Annotated in this window: 13 protein-coding genes, 1 pseudogene and 1 riboswitch; of the genes and pseudogenes, 4 read left to right on the top strand and 10 right to left on the bottom strand. The window is 46.4% G+C overall.

Translation table 11 applies throughout. From position 1 onward, the window contains the following. The first annotated feature begins 66 nt into the window (after positions 1-66). Complete coding sequence (locus K6Q96_RS07870; RefSeq protein ID WP_251879289.1) at positions 67-333, top strand: hypothetical protein; 267 nt, start codon at positions 67-69, stop codon at positions 331-333. Positions 334-530: 197 nt separating this feature from the next. On the opposite strand, the gene K6Q96_RS07865 is transcribed toward K6Q96_RS07870, so the two are convergent. After that, a complete protein-coding gene (locus K6Q96_RS07865; protein WP_251879617.1) occupies positions 531-1,847 on the bottom strand; it encodes a YjiH family protein in 1,317 nt (438 codons plus the stop codon). 337 nt (positions 1,848-2,184) lie between these two features. Beyond that, positions 2,185-2,982: a hypothetical protein gene (locus tag K6Q96_RS07860; protein ID WP_251879287.1), complete on the bottom strand. Its 798-nt coding sequence runs from the start codon at positions 2,980-2,982 to the stop codon at positions 2,185-2,187. A 445-nt stretch (positions 2,983-3,427) separates the two neighbouring features. Between K6Q96_RS07860 and K6Q96_RS07855 the strand changes: the two genes are divergently transcribed. Further along, complete coding sequence (locus tag K6Q96_RS07855) at positions 3,428-3,751, top strand: DUF440 family protein (RefSeq protein ID WP_251879285.1); 324 nt, start codon at positions 3,428-3,430, stop codon at positions 3,749-3,751. Positions 3,752-4,080: 329 nt separating this feature from the next. On the opposite strand, the pseudogene K6Q96_RS07850 reads toward K6Q96_RS07855, so the two are convergent. The 8 genes and pseudogenes from K6Q96_RS07850 to cydH all read right to left on the bottom strand — a co-directional run bounded on the left by K6Q96_RS07850 (position 4,081) and on the right by cydH (position 13,707). Beyond that, positions 4,081-4,565, bottom strand: a pseudogene (locus K6Q96_RS07850) (NapC/NirT family cytochrome c). A gap of 55 nt (positions 4,566-4,620) precedes the next feature. Beyond that, a complete protein-coding gene (locus K6Q96_RS07845) occupies positions 4,621-7,296 on the bottom strand; it encodes a calcium-binding protein (RefSeq protein ID WP_251879283.1) in 2,676 nt (891 codons plus the stop codon). Between the two features lie 30 nt (positions 7,297-7,326). Continuing rightward, positions 7,327-7,416, bottom strand: a riboswitch (cyclic di-GMP riboswitch). A 347-nt stretch (positions 7,417-7,763) separates the two neighbouring features. Continuing rightward, positions 7,764-9,161, bottom strand: a complete 1,398-nt coding sequence (locus tag K6Q96_RS07840) for a peptide MFS transporter (protein ID WP_251879281.1) — start codon at positions 9,159-9,161, stop codon at positions 7,764-7,766. 247 nt (positions 9,162-9,408) lie between these two features. After that, positions 9,409-10,611, bottom strand: coding sequence for a multidrug efflux MFS transporter EmrD (gene emrD / locus K6Q96_RS07835; protein ID WP_251879279.1), 1,203 nt, complete (start codon positions 10,609-10,611; stop codon positions 9,409-9,411). A gap of 326 nt (positions 10,612-10,937) precedes the next feature. Then, positions 10,938-11,537 (bottom strand): GTP cyclohydrolase II, encoded by a 600-nt coding sequence (locus K6Q96_RS07830; RefSeq protein WP_251879277.1) that lies wholly within the window; start codon positions 11,535-11,537, stop codon positions 10,938-10,940. Positions 11,538-11,721: 184 nt separating this feature from the next. Next, complete coding sequence (locus tag K6Q96_RS07825; RefSeq protein WP_251879275.1) at positions 11,722-12,279, bottom strand: sugar O-acetyltransferase; 558 nt, start codon at positions 12,277-12,279, stop codon at positions 11,722-11,724. 35 nt (positions 12,280-12,314) lie between these two features. Then, positions 12,315-13,529, bottom strand: coding sequence for a patatin-like phospholipase family protein (locus K6Q96_RS07820; RefSeq protein WP_251879273.1), 1,215 nt, complete (start codon positions 13,527-13,529; stop codon positions 12,315-12,317). Between the two features lie 85 nt (positions 13,530-13,614). Further along, complete coding sequence (gene cydH, locus K6Q96_RS07815; protein WP_251879271.1) at positions 13,615-13,707, bottom strand: cytochrome bd-I oxidase subunit CydH; 93 nt, start codon at positions 13,705-13,707, stop codon at positions 13,615-13,617. A 922-nt stretch (positions 13,708-14,629) separates the two neighbouring features. Between cydH and K6Q96_RS07810 the strand changes: the two genes are divergently transcribed. Then, positions 14,630-16,135, top strand: coding sequence for a sodium-dependent transporter (locus tag K6Q96_RS07810; RefSeq protein WP_251879269.1), 1,506 nt, complete (start codon positions 14,630-14,632; stop codon positions 16,133-16,135). Then, entirely contained in the window at positions 16,132-16,230 is a 99-nt protein-coding gene (locus tag K6Q96_RS07805) for a MetS family NSS transporter small subunit (protein ID WP_152442386.1), read from the top strand. The genes K6Q96_RS07810 and K6Q96_RS07805 overlap by 4 nt, the downstream gene beginning before the upstream one ends. Positions 16,231-16,337 lie beyond the last annotated feature (107 nt).

Genomic DNA, 16,337 nt, shown 5'->3' with positions numbered 1-16,337 from the left:
ACAGAAAGCCACAAGATGTTCCCAGGCAATGTTTAGCTGTCCGGGCTTAAAATATTTAGGAAAAATATGATGAACTTACGAAATCTTGTCCTTATATCATCACTTCTCGTTGTCTTCCCATATTCGGTCAATGCAAATGCCCCAGTGACACAAGCAGAGAAAGTTGAGAAGGAACGTGTACGCGAACTGAAAAAACTAGAACAAGAAGCAAAACGTGACATGGACAAAATGGAACACGAAGCTGCCAAAGAGGCGGCTGAAATGGAACGTCAGCAGATGAAGAAGAAAGCAGCCTGCTTGGGTAAAGACAAAACCTTCGAAGGTACTAGCTAAATCCCCTGAGTGTTTCATGGTAAGCGACCCAGTCTGTGGTCGCTTTTTTGCTTTTAAGCCATTGTTGAGCGCCGGGGAAAAATAAGACACCATCCGATAATATGAAGCAAGAGACGGCAGAAACCGTTAACAAACAGAAAATAGAATCCATCAAAAAAAAAAGGCGGCCACTTGAACCACCTTTTTCGTAATTTCACTTAGAAGATGATGTGGGCAATACCCGCGATCACTGGTAGAGTCACTAGGGTACGAAGAATGAAAATCATCACAAGTTCCCAAACTTTCACAGGGATCTTGCTGCCCAGCAGCAATGCTCCCACTTCAGACATGTAAATCAACTGGGTAACTGACAGCGTTGCCACAACGAAACGTGTCATTTCGTTATCAATATTCGCGGCAAGAACAGCCGGAATGAACATATCCGCAATACCAATCAGCATGGTTTCTGACGCTGCAACAGCTTCAGGGATCTGCAGCATTTCCAGCAGAGGAACAAAAGGCATACCCAGAATCGTAAATACTGGTGTGTATTCTGCGATGATCAGCGCAGACGTACCAATTGCCATTACCACTGGCAGTACGCCGAATACCATGTCTGCAGCGTTTTGGAAGCCTTCTTTCAAAACATTACCCAAAGAGCGGATGTGAGAAGCGCGGTTCACTGCACTTTTCACGCCGAAGGAGAACAGGTTTTCACCTTCTGGCAGAGTCTCATGCTCGAACGTTTTCTCTTCGCCGTTGACCAGGGTGTTCTTTTTCCAGCAAAGAGGAGGAAGACGAGGCACAACAATGGCTGCTACAAAACCCGCCAGACACACTGTGAGGTAGAAAGGTACAAACATATGCTCAAGACCAACCTGAGCAATGACTACCAAGCTGAAGCTGATAGAAACAACTGAGAACGTCGTACCAACAATTGCCGCTTCACGCTCGGTATAGTAGCCCTGCTCGTATTGCTTGCTCGACATCAGGATAGCTACGCTGCCGTCGCCTAACCATGAGCTTGCACAGTCAACGGCGGAACGACCTGGTAGTCCGAACAAAGGACGCATGATTTTAGTCATGAAGGTACCAATCAACTCCAACAGACCAAAATTCGTCAGCAACGGCAGGAAAAGGCCCGCGAAAACAAACACCGAAAGTAGTGTCGGCAGAAGATCTGCCAGCACAAAGCCGCCAGTTGCACCGCCAATTACATGCTCTGGACCGAAGCCGAAAAAGGCCATCAGCACAAACGCCGTCCCCAACAAACGCACTGTCAACCAAACTGGAGTCACTAAAAAGAGGCCTGACAGAAATTTTGATTCAGTAATAAAACGAGGCTTTGTTGCAAGCGCCAGAACCGAGCCAATGGCACTGACCAAAATAATGCTGGTGACAACGATAGTGGCACTTTGGCCTAGTAAACTAAGGAACGATTTGGCCAAAACAGCGATTGGAATAGTGAAACCGCCATCAATCATTATAGGTGTCATAAACAGCAAGACGCCCAGTAGAGATGGGATCAGGAACATTAACAGATTCCGTGTTGATGAAGACGACGTTTGTAGTTCTTCTGTTTTTTGCATGGCGAAACTTCCTGAGCAATGCGTTGATCGAAATAGATATTCACTAAAAGTGACTAATTGAGCGCAAGATTAATGCAACCTGTTTTGCATGTAAACAATAAATAGTCATTTATATTGAATAATTTAATTAAAAAGGTCTGATTGACCATTATAGAGTCTCTTATTGTATATATTTAACGCATTAATTGTTAATAGCCTGTAAAAAACACTAAGCTTAATAGTAAAAAACCGACCTTTTCAGGTCGGTTTTATTACCATTTAGAGCATTCAAATAAATGAATACTTACCCAATCTTGCGGTCAATCTTTGCATATTCCGATTCCACCCATGCACTAAAATCATCCATCAAAGCAACAACGGCACGTTTCTTCACAGGTTTACGCTCAATCAAATAGAAAAGGCGTTCTATTTCCAATAGCTTATCGGGGTAATGACTAAGAAACGCCTCTGATGCGGGTTTCAAGTCAAATTCCCATTTCCGCTCTTTATGTGCCACCAGCCCAAAGCTTGCCCTGATAAGTCGCTCTGCAGCTTCCTGTGCCGCATCCAGTTGCGGTCCCCATTTGGTTGCAATAGCTATCTTATGGCGCAAGTCCTTCAGTCTGACTGCTAAATCATCATTCATGGCCTTAGACACTTCCCAGCTTACTTCAAAGTGTCCGAAGCTCTTGCTAAGGTTATCTCCGGAAAGGCAAACAGCGCAGTGCTTAAGAAAAAAGCCCCAACGGAAAATATTCGCTAAATTGGTCACTTCTTTCAGTGGTACTGCATCAATAAGCACACGTTTTATGGCATCGCTGGATTGTTCAATGCGCCAGCGAACGGTGTTTAACGCCGTATGCTCCTGAACATTTAAAGTGCGTTTGCAGACAAACAGTAATGAGAGATCAGCGGTCTCTCCCGCCTCTCTCCTTGCAACATCGCCAGAAAGATAAAGGCTGTGAAAAAGTTCGTCACCCATCGCTGACTGAATCTGGCGGACAGAAGCCGCTATCGGTTCAACATAATCAGTTTGAAACGGTCTTTCATTATCTAACTCTGGTAACAGGCCACCACGCGGCTTGTTCTTGTACAAAGGCATGTCCTCGTTCAGGCAGCTTTAGTTTTCTATATTCTATACCCAAACGACCTGAAGATGCTCGCATTCAGAGGTCATCAATGCGTTCAATTCGAGGCAAATTTTACGAGGAATGGTGGTTCTATTGCCGTGGAATTTAACGAAGAAGTGGGCGCATTGAGGCCCTCCCTTTGGGCGATTTGACTGACGCCGTGCTCTTTGTTGTTCCTTTTTGATGGAGATGACTACACCTACAAAGGAACGCCGCGATCACAACGCCAGTCAAACTCGCTGAATCATGCATATTCAGGTTGTTTGGGTATATACCTAAAGAAACCCAAGATGCTGGTATCAATATGAAATCGAGTGACTTATCGCTGCCTTTATCGCCAACTGGTGTTTGTGGTGATTGGGAAATCTTCGACACCGTGGTGTAATGACACAAATTCAGAAATCCTGAGAGACCTCCATGGAAACGCCTTTACTGTCAATTGACGAAACACTCGACACTGCCTTTGAAATCTTCTACGAAATGGCAGAGGACAATCTCGAATACGATGACATGCTGGCTTATCAAGAACGCTTCGATGAAGAAGGCGCTGGTGTTGCCGTAGAAGCAGAAAGCGATTGGGAAGGCCACGTGGCGTTTGAGGTAGACCGCAAGGTGTTTGTTGAAATCCGCATTGGCTTGGCTTCCGGCGATACGCTGGACGATGTGTTGGTTCGTATGCTGATCAGCCGTGACCCAGAACAAAAATTCTGTCATATGCTTTGGAAGCGTGCAGCAGAATAACAAGGGGCTGTCGACCCTTGGTGATAATTTTTGCAGCAGTTTGTGGGGATTTTATGAAAGGCAGAGGCTTCGATGTTTAGCTAGCCTACATGAGAAGCTGATAACGCAGCAGGAATTTCCCACAAACGCTGCCCGAAGGGTTCGACTGCGCGTCCCGTACTCTAAGCGTTTTTTGCTTTGTTGAGGTGTATTTCCTTAGAATGACTAGGCGGCACACAACTCGCCGCGCCTAACACGCTTATAGCAAGAACAAAATTCAACCACCAAAGGTCAACAGCCCCTAGGAAAAAATGTGGGCCCGCAAAAACGTCCGCTGGCCCGTTGGCAAGTTAAAACTGAAACTCTCTAGACGCGTCATGGTTTCGTGGCAGTTTATGCGCAATATCTTTGTGACAGTCGATACAGGTTTGCCCCGCTTCTTCTGTTTTGTCATGCACGTTGGCTGCGACTGATTTCTGTGCACTGGAATCCAAAAATTCAAAGTTATAATAGTTCCTACATTCTTGAGAGTCGTTTGCCTTCATTCGGTTCCACTCTCGAGTTGCCATTTCTAGTCGGTGATCTTCAAATTTTGAGGTGTATCAACAATACCAAACGCTTTTGCATAGAGTTCCTTACTTGCCTGAATTTTATGTATAATTTTCAGACCCCACTCTTTTGGCACGTGGCACTCAGGATACGTTGCACTTACAACACTGCGATTGCTGTGATGAATGGTTCCTAAGTACTCCTGATAAACGTTATCTTGCATCTCGTGACAGCCGATACAAAGGGCGTTTAATTGAAGGCTTAACCAACAAGACTCAAAAACCAAGCTTAAAAAAGGGCGACCAAATGGTCGCCCTTTTTTTACTCACTTACACACAGACTTAGAACAGATCTTCACCGTTCAGCGTGACTGTCTCTGCATCAGTCCAAATTGTGATGGTGCGATCCAACGTTTCGTGCTCAAACACGTAAGCATTCAGTTCACCAACCTGAGTATTGTTCAGGCCCATCAGGCTGACCATTTCTGCTGAGATTGGTGCGTTAACAGTACCGCCGTCAACAAACTCCCAAGGCACGCCAGATACATCGAGAGCATCATCACCTTCACCCAGGTAAGCAACAAAGCCGTCCCAGTCGTCAGGTGTGCCCAGGTCTTCACCAGTAGGCACGTCTGACTGTGCTTCGATAGCATTCGGGTTGATAATAACCGTCTGGTCACCTTCATCACCGATCACTGCTTCGATTTGAGCCATAACATTGCCCGTTACGTTGGAGTCTGCCTGATAAGAAACGCCAGTGAAATCGACAATCGCATCGCCATCAACCAGCATTGTGTCAAAGCCAGTATCACCGTAGTACATGTGCTGATTAATCACTTCACCACTGTTGTTAGTTGTGGTGAGGCCAACAAAGTCATCCTGGTCAAAGATAAGCACATCGTCACCTCTACTACCACGGTAGCTGTCGACACCTTCACCACCGTCGATGGTCACATCATCGCCTGGCCCACCGTGCAGGAAGTCATCACCGGCACCACCCAGCAAGGTGTCTTTACCAGTGCCACCGAATAAGGTGTCGTTACCTTCACCACCTTCAATGATGTCGTCGCCTTCACCACCATAGATGGTGTCATCACCAACACCCCCCATAATGTGGTCAACATCGTCACCACCATAAATGGTGTCGTTACCTTCACCACCGTAGATAGTATCTGCGTCGCTCCCTTCCACAACCTGAGTCGCATTCACTTTCATCACAACGTCATTGAAGTCTTTGTCGCCCAGACACCATAGATCTTCCCAGCAAGAGTTCTCGCCAGTGTTGATTTCGTGATCCTGACGGTCACCGTTTTTACCTTGCTCAGACACATAGCCGCCAGCAGACAGAGTACCTTGACCAAATACTGGGCTACCGTTAGCAAAGCTCAGTATTACTTCACCTTCGTCAAAGCCTTTGGTATCGCCGTCTGGAATGATGAACAAGCCCAGGCGATCAGCACCTTCAACATCGATAATTGCTTGTGCTTCGTTATCCAGTTTCGCGTTGTCAGCCATGATCACGGCTTTCAGGACGTTACCATTCTCATCCAGTACGTAGTAACCCACACTGTTGCTGTAAGAAGCACTTGAGGTGATGTGTGAAAGATCCAACGTGACAGCGTCACCGTTACTGATATCCCAGTAACCATCGTGGCCACGGTCAAGCTCCAGTGTTTGATGACCATAGTTACCACCATAAATTACATCGTCGCCTTCGCCACCGTAAATCTCATCGTCGCCCCATTGACCGTAGATGGTGTCGTTACCTTTACCACCATCAATGTAGTCTTCATCGTTAGAAACTTCAGTTGGCTCTTCAGCAATTTGGTCGTACTCGATATAGCTGATGTTGCTATATGAATGTGGTACCAGTGACAGGTCAGTGGCGTCTGTGATTTCAGGGCCACTCAGTTGAAGAAGCAGGTTACCGTTTTCATTCAGGTTGTTGTAGTGGTGGCCATTACCATCCAGATCTACATCAATCACTGCGAATTGGTAGATGTTTCCATCTGAATCACAGTACTTCAGGGTGTAATCCAGATTCACAGAATAAGTGTTGCCATCAATGGTCACTGTCTGTGATTTGTCATCTGAATATTCGTTGCAGTAGTCGTCACCATTCAGCTTCCCATCGTCATCCTGGAACGTGACATTGGTAGAGCCACCATCGAAAGATAGTTTGCTCGGGAAGCAGAAAGTATGAAACTCACCGCCTGAAGGCATAGTGAAGTCGCTGCCCATTTGGAAAACATTTACGCTGGGTTCGTCGCTAAAGTTAGGAGACGCAGTGTTGCCGTAGATAGTGTCATCACCATCACCACCGAAAAGCTGGTCCTGACCGTTGTTGCCTTCAATGTAATCATCACCGCCCTGACCATACACAGTGTCGTCACCGTCGCCTGCGTAAATCTCGTCGTCACCACCAACACTTGGATCGACTTCTTCAGGAGAAGTGAAAGAAGAGTAGTCCAGGCTGCTGATGTTCGCGTAAGAGCCCTGAACGTATGACATGCTGGTTGAAGAGGTGATTTCTGGGCCATCCAGTTGGATCAGGATTTTGCCGTTCTCACCAACGTTATGGTAATGGCTGCCATTATTGTCAGCGTCGATGTCCACAACAGCAAACGTATAGATGTTGCCGTCTGAGTCGCAGTACTTCAGTTGGTAGTCAACGTTTACATCGTACTCGTTGCCATTCAGTTCAACTGTCTGCGTTTTATCATCTGAATACTCGTTACAACGATCATCGCCGTCGAGCTTAGCGTCGTCATCATTAAACGTTACATCGGTTGTAGAACCCGAGAAATTAAGTGTTGGTGGGAAATTGAAAGTGTGAAATTCGCCACTTGAAGCAGTGAAATCATCACCAAGTACAAAAACAGCGCCAGTGTTGCCATTGCCTGACGAGCTACCCACATCACCATAGATAGTATCGTCACCACCAAGACCCTCGATGTAGTCATCTCCCAAAGTCCCGTTAAGTGTCTCGCCGTTTGAAGTACCAATAATATTAGACATTTGTTGTCCCTCTTTTAGCTAACCAAAGCAAGAGGCAGTCCAGCCGTCTCAGTACCACCAACAACCCTGAGACCCGAAACTTTCCGTCCCTGTTTCACAACAGGTATGGCTTTAACTCCGAATAGTTGTCCTATTGATGAATCTCGAATAATGGGCACCTTTCGTTCGCAATGCACTAGTGCCACTGTATTAAAGCGATATCAGGTTGGCCGAATGAGAGCACCACAGCAAGCGTCCAAAGTGCAATTAATACTTAATATAAGGCTGAGGGTGGAAGTGGTCTTAGCCGACTTTTAGAAAATAACGAACAGGCATTAGAAAAGCACTACGTGAAAAGCCGTACTCTCGAGTGATTATGGTATTAAACCGTACGTCATATGTGACGTTTTCAAAGGGCTGTATGGCGATATCAACAGAAAAGCCATCAACCGATGGCTTTTCTAGACATGCTATTGGCTTAGTTAATATTAGGCAGCTACAGTAGGCTTTTCTGTCAGGCTTTCGTCAGAATCCTGTTTATTTCCTTCCGCACCATGCATCCAGTCTACCAACTTGCTTGAACACAGGATTAGAAGCAGGCCAGCAATCGCTGAAGTCACCGCAATGCCACCGAAGATGGCCAGTGGGCCAGCATCACCAACATGGCTGCCAATAAATCCTGCCACATAGTTTGCTACTGCGTTGGCACAGAACCAGGTGCCCATCATCACAGACATCAGACGAAGAGGTGCCAGCTTAGTAATAAGTGAAAGCCCGATAGGCGATAAACACAGCTCACCCAAGGTGTGGAAGAAATAGGCGCCAACCAACCACCACATAGAGGCTTTAACAGCCATATCCCCGCCCTGCTGCATTGCTGCACCTACCATGCAGACAAAACCCAGGGATAAAAAGCCCATTGCCATCGCAAACTTGATCGGAGAACTTGGCTCGTTCGCACCAAGGCGACGCCAGAACACTGCAAGTAATGGCGCAAGAATGATGATAAACATCGGATTGAGTGACTGGAACCAGGCCGCTGGCACCTCAAAGCTACCCAGCATACGGTTAGTGTATTCCTGCGAATAGATGTTCATCAGACCACCCGCTTGCTCAAAGCCCGCCCAGAAGATGATCACAAACAGGCTCATCACCACGATTACCTTCAAACGGTCGCGTTCCACCTTGGTCAGTGGTTGTTTCCCGTTAGTGCCGGTTTTGTTCATGTGCGCTTTTGCCGATGGCTCAATACCAATGCTGCCAAGAAGACAGTTCGCAAACAACAGCTGAATCACCAACGACATGAGCATACCGACACCCGCACACAGGAAGCCTGCTTTCCAGCCATAATGCATGGAAGCCGTACCGGCAATAATGCCTGCCAGCAATGAGCCCAGGTTGATACCCATATAGAAAATGGTAAAAGCACCATCACGGCGGTTATCGCCTTCGTTGTAAAGGTGTCCGACCATGGTGGAAATATTTGGCTTAAACAAACCGTTACCGATAATCAGAAATGCCAGACCGATATAAAATGCCTGTAGTTCAAACGGGTCGATAAAGCTGTTTGGTAATGCCAGTGTGAACTGACCAATTGCCATGAGCGCACCGCCCACGATGATTGAGCGTCGTTGGCCAAGGAAATTATCAGCAATCCAGCCGCCAAGAACAGGCGTGAGGTAAACAAGTCCGGTGTAAATACCATAGAGGTTCAGCGCGTCTTGTGTCGTCCATCCAAGACCGCCGTTAATCGTTTTATCTGTGAGGTAAAGCACCAGGATGGCGCGCATTGCGTAAAAGGAGAAGCGTTCCCATAACTCTGTGCCACAGAGGAGGAACAGACCGCGAGGATGACCCAGCCATTCGGACTGTCTGCTTGCATTCATTGTGTGTTTACCGCCTTTATGATTATTAAAGCGGGAGTTTCTAGGTCCTCCTTTTCCCTTCCAACTCCGCTACAGGCGGTACACATTGCATCAATTTGAATCATGTCGCAAATATAAAATGCACAAAATTTTTTATTTCAAATTTACTTTGATCTCCATCAGTCGCATCCAGAATAGAAAAAGGCAGGAGACCCTTTTGGATTTCCTGCCTTTATTTGGTGAATCGACTGTATTTTGAGATTTACAGTTAGGCTGCAACTGGCGCGTCCGGTGCCATTTTGTGGCGACGACACAGGAGCAGACCAAGGCCTGAAACCACAGCCATTGCCAATAAAATTGCACCGAGTGAGAACTGATCGTTCAAGTTCATTTGAGCAGCCAGCAAGGTAAATAGACCCGCTGCCATATTTTGAACGCCACCCATTACCGCACCAGCTGTCCCTGCATGACGAGGAAACGGAGAAATCGCACCGGTTGTCGCTGCTGGGAACAGAACACCGGCTCCCATAAAGTAAATGAATGCACCGCCAATCAGGGTTTCAATGGTCACAGTGGCAAAGTAGCCAGGAATCACAACGGTCAACGCACCAGCGAGAAGAATCACCGACCCAACAAAGAGCGATTTGCCTGAAGACAGACGTTGTTCAATCGCACTGGAGAGCCAAGACCCAACCATAAATCCTGGCAATGGAAGTACAAACAACAGGCTGACCATGGTTGCGCTCAGACCGAGTGTGCTTCCCAGCAAAACGCCAGCTGCTGCTTCAAACACTGAAATACCAGAGAATACGGCAATCAGGCAGATCAGATAGCCTTGAAACTGTCGGTTACTCATCACATGGTGATAACTTTTGATCACTGAGTCGTTACGACGTGATTCAGGCGGCAGTGTTTCCTGAAAGTACAACGACATGACTAAGCACACCACTGCTGCCAACACGAACAAAAATCCGTAACTTGCCTGCCAGCCAAAATAGGTGCTCAGCAAGCCACCAATTAAAGGTGCCATCAGCGGCGAGAAAATCAGACCAATGCTGACAAGACTGTTCGCTTTGTGAAGACGGCTACCATCAAAGCAGTCACGTGTCAGCGTGCGCGCCATTGCACCGCCACAGCCAATACCCGCCCCCTGAATCACACTACCTAGTAGAAAAACGCTAAAACTTGGTGCCATGAGTGTCACGATGGTACCAACAAGGTAAATCGCCAAACCGACAAGAATGATGGGTTTACGACCAAAGCGATCAGACAGTGGACCATAGATAAACTGGGAAAGACCGTATGGGATCAGGTAACACGCCATCACAGCTTGTAGCCAAGCTGGCGGTACAGCAAAGCTTTCAGCCATCATGGCCATTGAGGGCACATACATGGTCTGTGTCATCTGACCGACGGCAGCCAGAATGATAATCATGAGTAGAATTTTGGATAAAGGCGTTGCCGAAGACATCACCAGCACTCCCGGAAGCAAGTAATCACCAAGAATCTTTTATGCGAGGAAGTGGACGATAAAAGGGAAATTTAACGCTTTTGTTGAATAGTGCGCCACCAACTCTAATTTTTCGCAGAGTTTAGTGCCGTGAGGGGCTTCAAACAACTAATTAAACGTTATTCAAGCACGATAAGAAATCATATGAGGGATTAGTTAATCTAATGCTAACTTACAACCATTGATTTGCCTGATTATTCGCCAACTAAGAATAACCATGGATATTAACCCTAAAATCAAAAAAGCAGCGACAACGCGCTGCTTTTACACCCATCACCTTGCAGGAATTAATCAATGGTCAGCTTATGCTTGCCATGTGAAACTTTCGCTTTGAGGTACATTTCATTGCCATCTTTAATGTGGGCTTGTGTACCAACGACACCTTCTAATTCGATGCCTTGTTCCTGAATCTCACGAATTTTTTTCGGGTTGTTGGTGATGAGACGAATGGCATTCACTTCCAGTGCTTTAAGCATGTCAGCAGCGTCTTCAAAAGTTCGCAAATCATCCGGAAATCCGAGGTGATTATTCGCCTCGTAAGTGTTCATGCCTTCACTCTGGAGTTTGTACGCATCCAGCTTGTTGTAAAGACCAATACCACGGCCTTCCTGACGAAGATAGAGAATGATCCCGCCCTCTTCGCCCATTTTCTGGATGGTTTCTTCCAGCTGTTCGCCACAATCACAGCGAGAGGAGTGGAATACATCGCCTGTCAGGCATTCTGAATGCATTCGGACCAGTGGAGCTTCCAGCTGCTGGTCTGCACACTTGAAGATAATAGCGACGTGCTCTTTATCTGAGCCTAAACCTTCGAACGAAAGTATTTCTGCAGGAATCTTGCTACCTACACCCACGTTCAACGGGACTCTTGCTCTAATTTTTGCCATCGACTTAAATTCTCTTTGTCACTCGGCGATGCCGAATTGTAATGTCCTGTATACCCGGATTGAGCCGCTAAGTGTCTGAGCGCCGGATACATATCAACATCGTAGTAGTGAAATTGTTATAATATAACAATTCTAATCCTTTGGCGGGCAATCGTAACAGAACTCCGATTACACTGCCAACCCATCAACGGAGGCGTCGAACCACGACTGCTGGGTTTCCGGACACAACGGAGAAGGGTTCTATATCACCCTCTACCACGGACCCAGCTTCGATAACGACACCTGCACCTATCGATACACCCGCTTTGATGACACTGTTGCCACCAATGACGACGTTGTTGCCAATAATTATAGGCAAAGAAATTTCTAATTCGCCATCAAGTACTTCCAGCGGTAAAAGACTCTGGGTAATGGTGTAGATCCCTACCCCAGGTCCGATAAGCACATTATTCCCTATCTCTACGTGCCCACTGTCGATGATGGTGCAATTCGGACCAAACGCGACATTATTGCCCACATTGACGTTCATTCCGTATGAGCAGGTAAAAGGAGCTTCCACCACCACGCCCTTTCCGCGGATCGCAAAAAGCTTGGTAATGACCATTTCATGGGCGTCAACATCGGCAGGATCAATGCTATTAAATTGCTGGCACAGTCGTCGGGAAGCATAACGGAATTGGGTAAGCTCGGGATCAGCAGGACTATAGGGCATCCCCTGCTGCATTTTCTCGAATTCAGTCAATCTTTCTTCCTTGAAATCATTGTGATTTTTTAAAGTTAGCTCTTTACGGTCGATACGTCACTCAGCATTGTCGCATACTCATCAACGAAACGGCGTCCTGCCACAAGACCATCCTGATAATCATGCTCGAGCTGGAAAGGTTTGCTGAGTAAAGCGCTGCTTGATAATGGTTGGCGGGGCGCAAGTTGGATTAGCTCCGTTCTCACTGGCGGATGCGACATAAACTCTATAGCATCCTGATATGTTTGAAAATGTCGTGTAAGCATTTCCAACATATCTGCATTCAGTTTGTGCCCAGACAAGGCATGAAGACGGTAAATTGAATCGCCACCAAACAACCAGCGTCCTCCGTTCTGATTCTTCTGCTGCATCATTTCTCTGAGCTTATGCCAAAGCGGCTCAGGGGTTTTATCGCGGTAACGCTCCCTAATCTCTTCTAAACGATGGGAGAGCTGTTGATGAAACTCTGAGAGCCTCTCCATGCGGTCATCAATATTGAGTCTTGTCAGATAATCTGGGAGTCGCTTTTCCATGCGCCCACGAAAATTTTCCACCAAGGCCGAACTCATTGGCGCTTTGTCTTCGGCAACCGGTTCAGTGCGAATGACGACAATGATATCTGCCCCTCGATTAAAAGCTTCTCGGGCAGGAATCGCTCCTGTAACGCCGCCATCTACATAAAACTGCTCCCCAATGCCAATAGCAGAAGGATAAAGCATAGGGATGGCGCAAGTCGCTTTCATTACATTCAACCAATCATCTTCAAACATGCGAAAGAAGTGCGGCTCCAAGGTGTGGCTATTGGTCACGCAGGCGAAAGCAGCCCTATTGGTCAATGTCTCCCTTGCTTTCTCAACACGCAGCCCTTCTGGATGATCTGGCCCTGCCATATCAAGCGCCCAGTCCAAATCCATAAATTGCTGACGACGCACGTATCTCATTAAGTTAAAGAAACGATCGTGAGTGGTGTATTGAGTGATGAAATGATGCCCGAAGCCACGCTGACGGGTGATATAGGAAGCAAGGTTAAGCGCGCCGGCTGAAGTGCCAATGTAGAGTTCAAATGGATCGAATCCAGCGTCAAGGAAGCTATCGAGTACGCCAGATGTGAAAACACCGCGTTGCCCTCCACCTTGGGCAACGAGAGCGATGCGTTGTTTGCGTCCTTTAGCTCGGAAACGCGCAGAAACTGTTGAAACCCTTTCTGATGGGAAAAACGCTGTAGAGTCAGTGTCTTTTGGACTCTGCACAAGCACCTCTGGGTGTAATCAATGAAATGGCGTTAATTTACGCTTGCTCACTCACACAGAGCCAATGTTTTTATACAACTGAGTGCTATGAAAAAGCGATAGCTACAGTCGCGAAAGTAATGATGCCACTCAGTGCGCAGAATGCAGTGATTAAAGCGAATTTTAAGTTATTGTCCATTTACGGCTCCTTGCGATAACACTCACGTTACACATTCATAATGTAGAGAAGTTACCACCGCAAGCCTGAATATTCAGTTTCCAATCTAAGATCGTTTAGCTGACGATCCAAATGTTTCATTTTGTGACACAAAGCAAAGCCCCTACTCATAAGCAGCCAGCAGAATCTTATCCTGTCAAGAAAGCGTTTTCTCGAAAAGCTCTTTTTCAACTTCCACCCACAATAATTCATGAATAAAAATGCGATATTTTGATAGTATTCACCATATTTATGATTAGTTAATGAGCTTTAACCGGACTTATTCAGCTAACAATTCATTAACTACTATTTTCAATCAGGATATCGATTAACTTTATGTTTTTGAGCAATATTTAGGCTTCTTAAAATGACTAATAATCTGTATCTCCAAGCCTATCTAAAGCTAGATCATCAAAATCAGTGATATTAATAGATACTTTTTTCTCTATTTATCGTGCTTATTCGAACCTATACGCACTTTTGCTTATTTTTCACTCAAACGAACAAAAATAGCACTTCACAACTTTCTACTATCAGATCAAATATAGACAGACCAATGCACTGGTAATGGTTTATTTACAATTAGAAACATACTACTAACAGCAGTTAATCTGGGATTATCACAATAAATACAGCATAAACATAAGAGATTTGCGCTATTGATTTAGATATTACCAACGCTTAATCTGCCATTAACCTCACATGCAGAAGATTGTTTTGCTTCAGTGATGGTAAAAATTCCAAACACAACATGGTTGACTTAGCACCCGCAACCACGCGCTTCCAGAACAGTAATAAAAACTCTCAATTCTGTTCAGTTAGATAGCTGCTGATAACACAGTGCAGGCTACAAGCTATAGTCTGCTCAAAAAATGATGGGTGCTATCAACAACAAGGAGAAGTTATGACTAGAGAAGTCTGGGGCTCTCGCGCAGGATTTATTCTGGCGGCAGTGGGCTCCGCAATCGGCTTGGGGAACATCTGGCGTTTCCCATATATGGCTTACGAAAACGGCGGCGGCGCATTTTTTATTCCTTACCTCTTCGCCATGCTGACCGCGGGTATTCCATTTATGATCATGGAGTTTGGCCTTGGCCATAAACTTCGTGGTTCTGCACCGGTTGTCTTTTCAAAACTGAACACTAAGTTCGAATGGCTGGGCTGGTTCCAGGTTGGTATTGCTGCTGTTATCGCAGTTTACTACGTTGCCGTTATCGGCTGGGCAATGTCTTACGTTGGTTTTGCATTTGATCAAAGCTGGGGTACAGACACAAACGCATTCTTCTTCAGCGAATACCTGAAACTGGGTGAGAATTCACCAAGTAATCTGGGTAGTTGGCAGCTTCATATTGCGATCCCTATGACAATCGCATGGGCGATCACCTTTGCAGCCGTATTTACCGGTATCAAAGGAGGTATTGAGCGCGCAAACAAGATCTTGATGCCTATACTCTTCATCATGGTTTTGTTGTTGATTGCACGTGTTGCGTTCCTGCCAGGTGCTGTTGAAGGTCTGAACTACCTGTTCACCCCTGATTTCAGCAAACTGACTGACGCGAAAGTTTGGTCTGCGGCTTACGGCCAGATCTTCTTCACTTTGTCTGTTGGTTTCGCCATCATGCTGGCTTACTCGAGCTACTTGCCGAAGAAGTCTGACGTCACGAACAATGCATTCATGACTGTTCTGATCAACTGTGGTTTCTCGATTCTGGCTGGCGTGCTTATCTTCTCTATCTTGGGCTACATGGCACAAGAACAAGGTAAAGCAGTCACTGAAGTGGTTGGCGGTGGTGTTGGTCTGGCGTTTATCACCCTTCCTCAGGCCATCAACCTGCTGCCAGCACCATACATCATTGGTCCACTGTTGTTCCTAGCACTCGTTGTTGCGGGTTTGAGCTCACACATTTCTATCATTGAAGCGGTAACATCAGCCATCATTGACAAGCTGAAAATCAGCCGTAAAGTCGCCGCTTCTGTAGTTTGTGGTACTGGCTTCGCAGTTTCTATGGCGTTCGCAACTAACGGCGGTCTGTTGCTGCTGGATCTGGTTGACTACTTCATGAACAACGTGGCCCTGCTGGCGAGCTGTCTGATTGAGCTGGTTATCTTGGGCTGGTTGATCAAAGTATCTGATATCCGTGACCACGTGAACAAGGTCTCAGAGTTCTCAGTCGGTGCATGGCTGGAAGTGTGTGTACGTTTTGTGAGCCCACTGATGCTGGCTTGGATCGTAGGCACCAACCTTGTTAACACATTCAAAGAAGGTTACGGCGGTTACGAGCAAAGCGACCTACTCGTGTTGGGCTGGGGCCTGACAGCAGCGCTGGTTATAGTAGGTATTATCGTCAACATCGTATCTCGTCCTGCTAAGGATTCAGCAGAAGATGACTCACAGGAGGCAAACGCATGACAACAGGCGCAATCATAATGATGCTGATTGGTTTTGGCATCACGTGGGGCGGCGCAGCATACTGCATCAGCCGCGCGATGAATTCGGATAAGTAATCCGAGCCCAGAAAAATGAAGAGCCCCGGCCTATGCCGGGGTTCTTTTTTGTCCAAATCAACACTTTGTTTGATCCTATCCACTCAAATTGAGTGCCCCTCGCTAGA

This window comes from Grimontia kaedaensis, assembly GCF_023746615.1.
Lineage (GTDB): Bacteria > Pseudomonadota > Gammaproteobacteria > Enterobacterales > Vibrionaceae > Enterovibrio > Enterovibrio kaedaensis.
The sequence above is the reverse complement of the archived record's forward strand: the minus strand, read 5'-3'. Positions and strand labels throughout refer to the sequence as shown.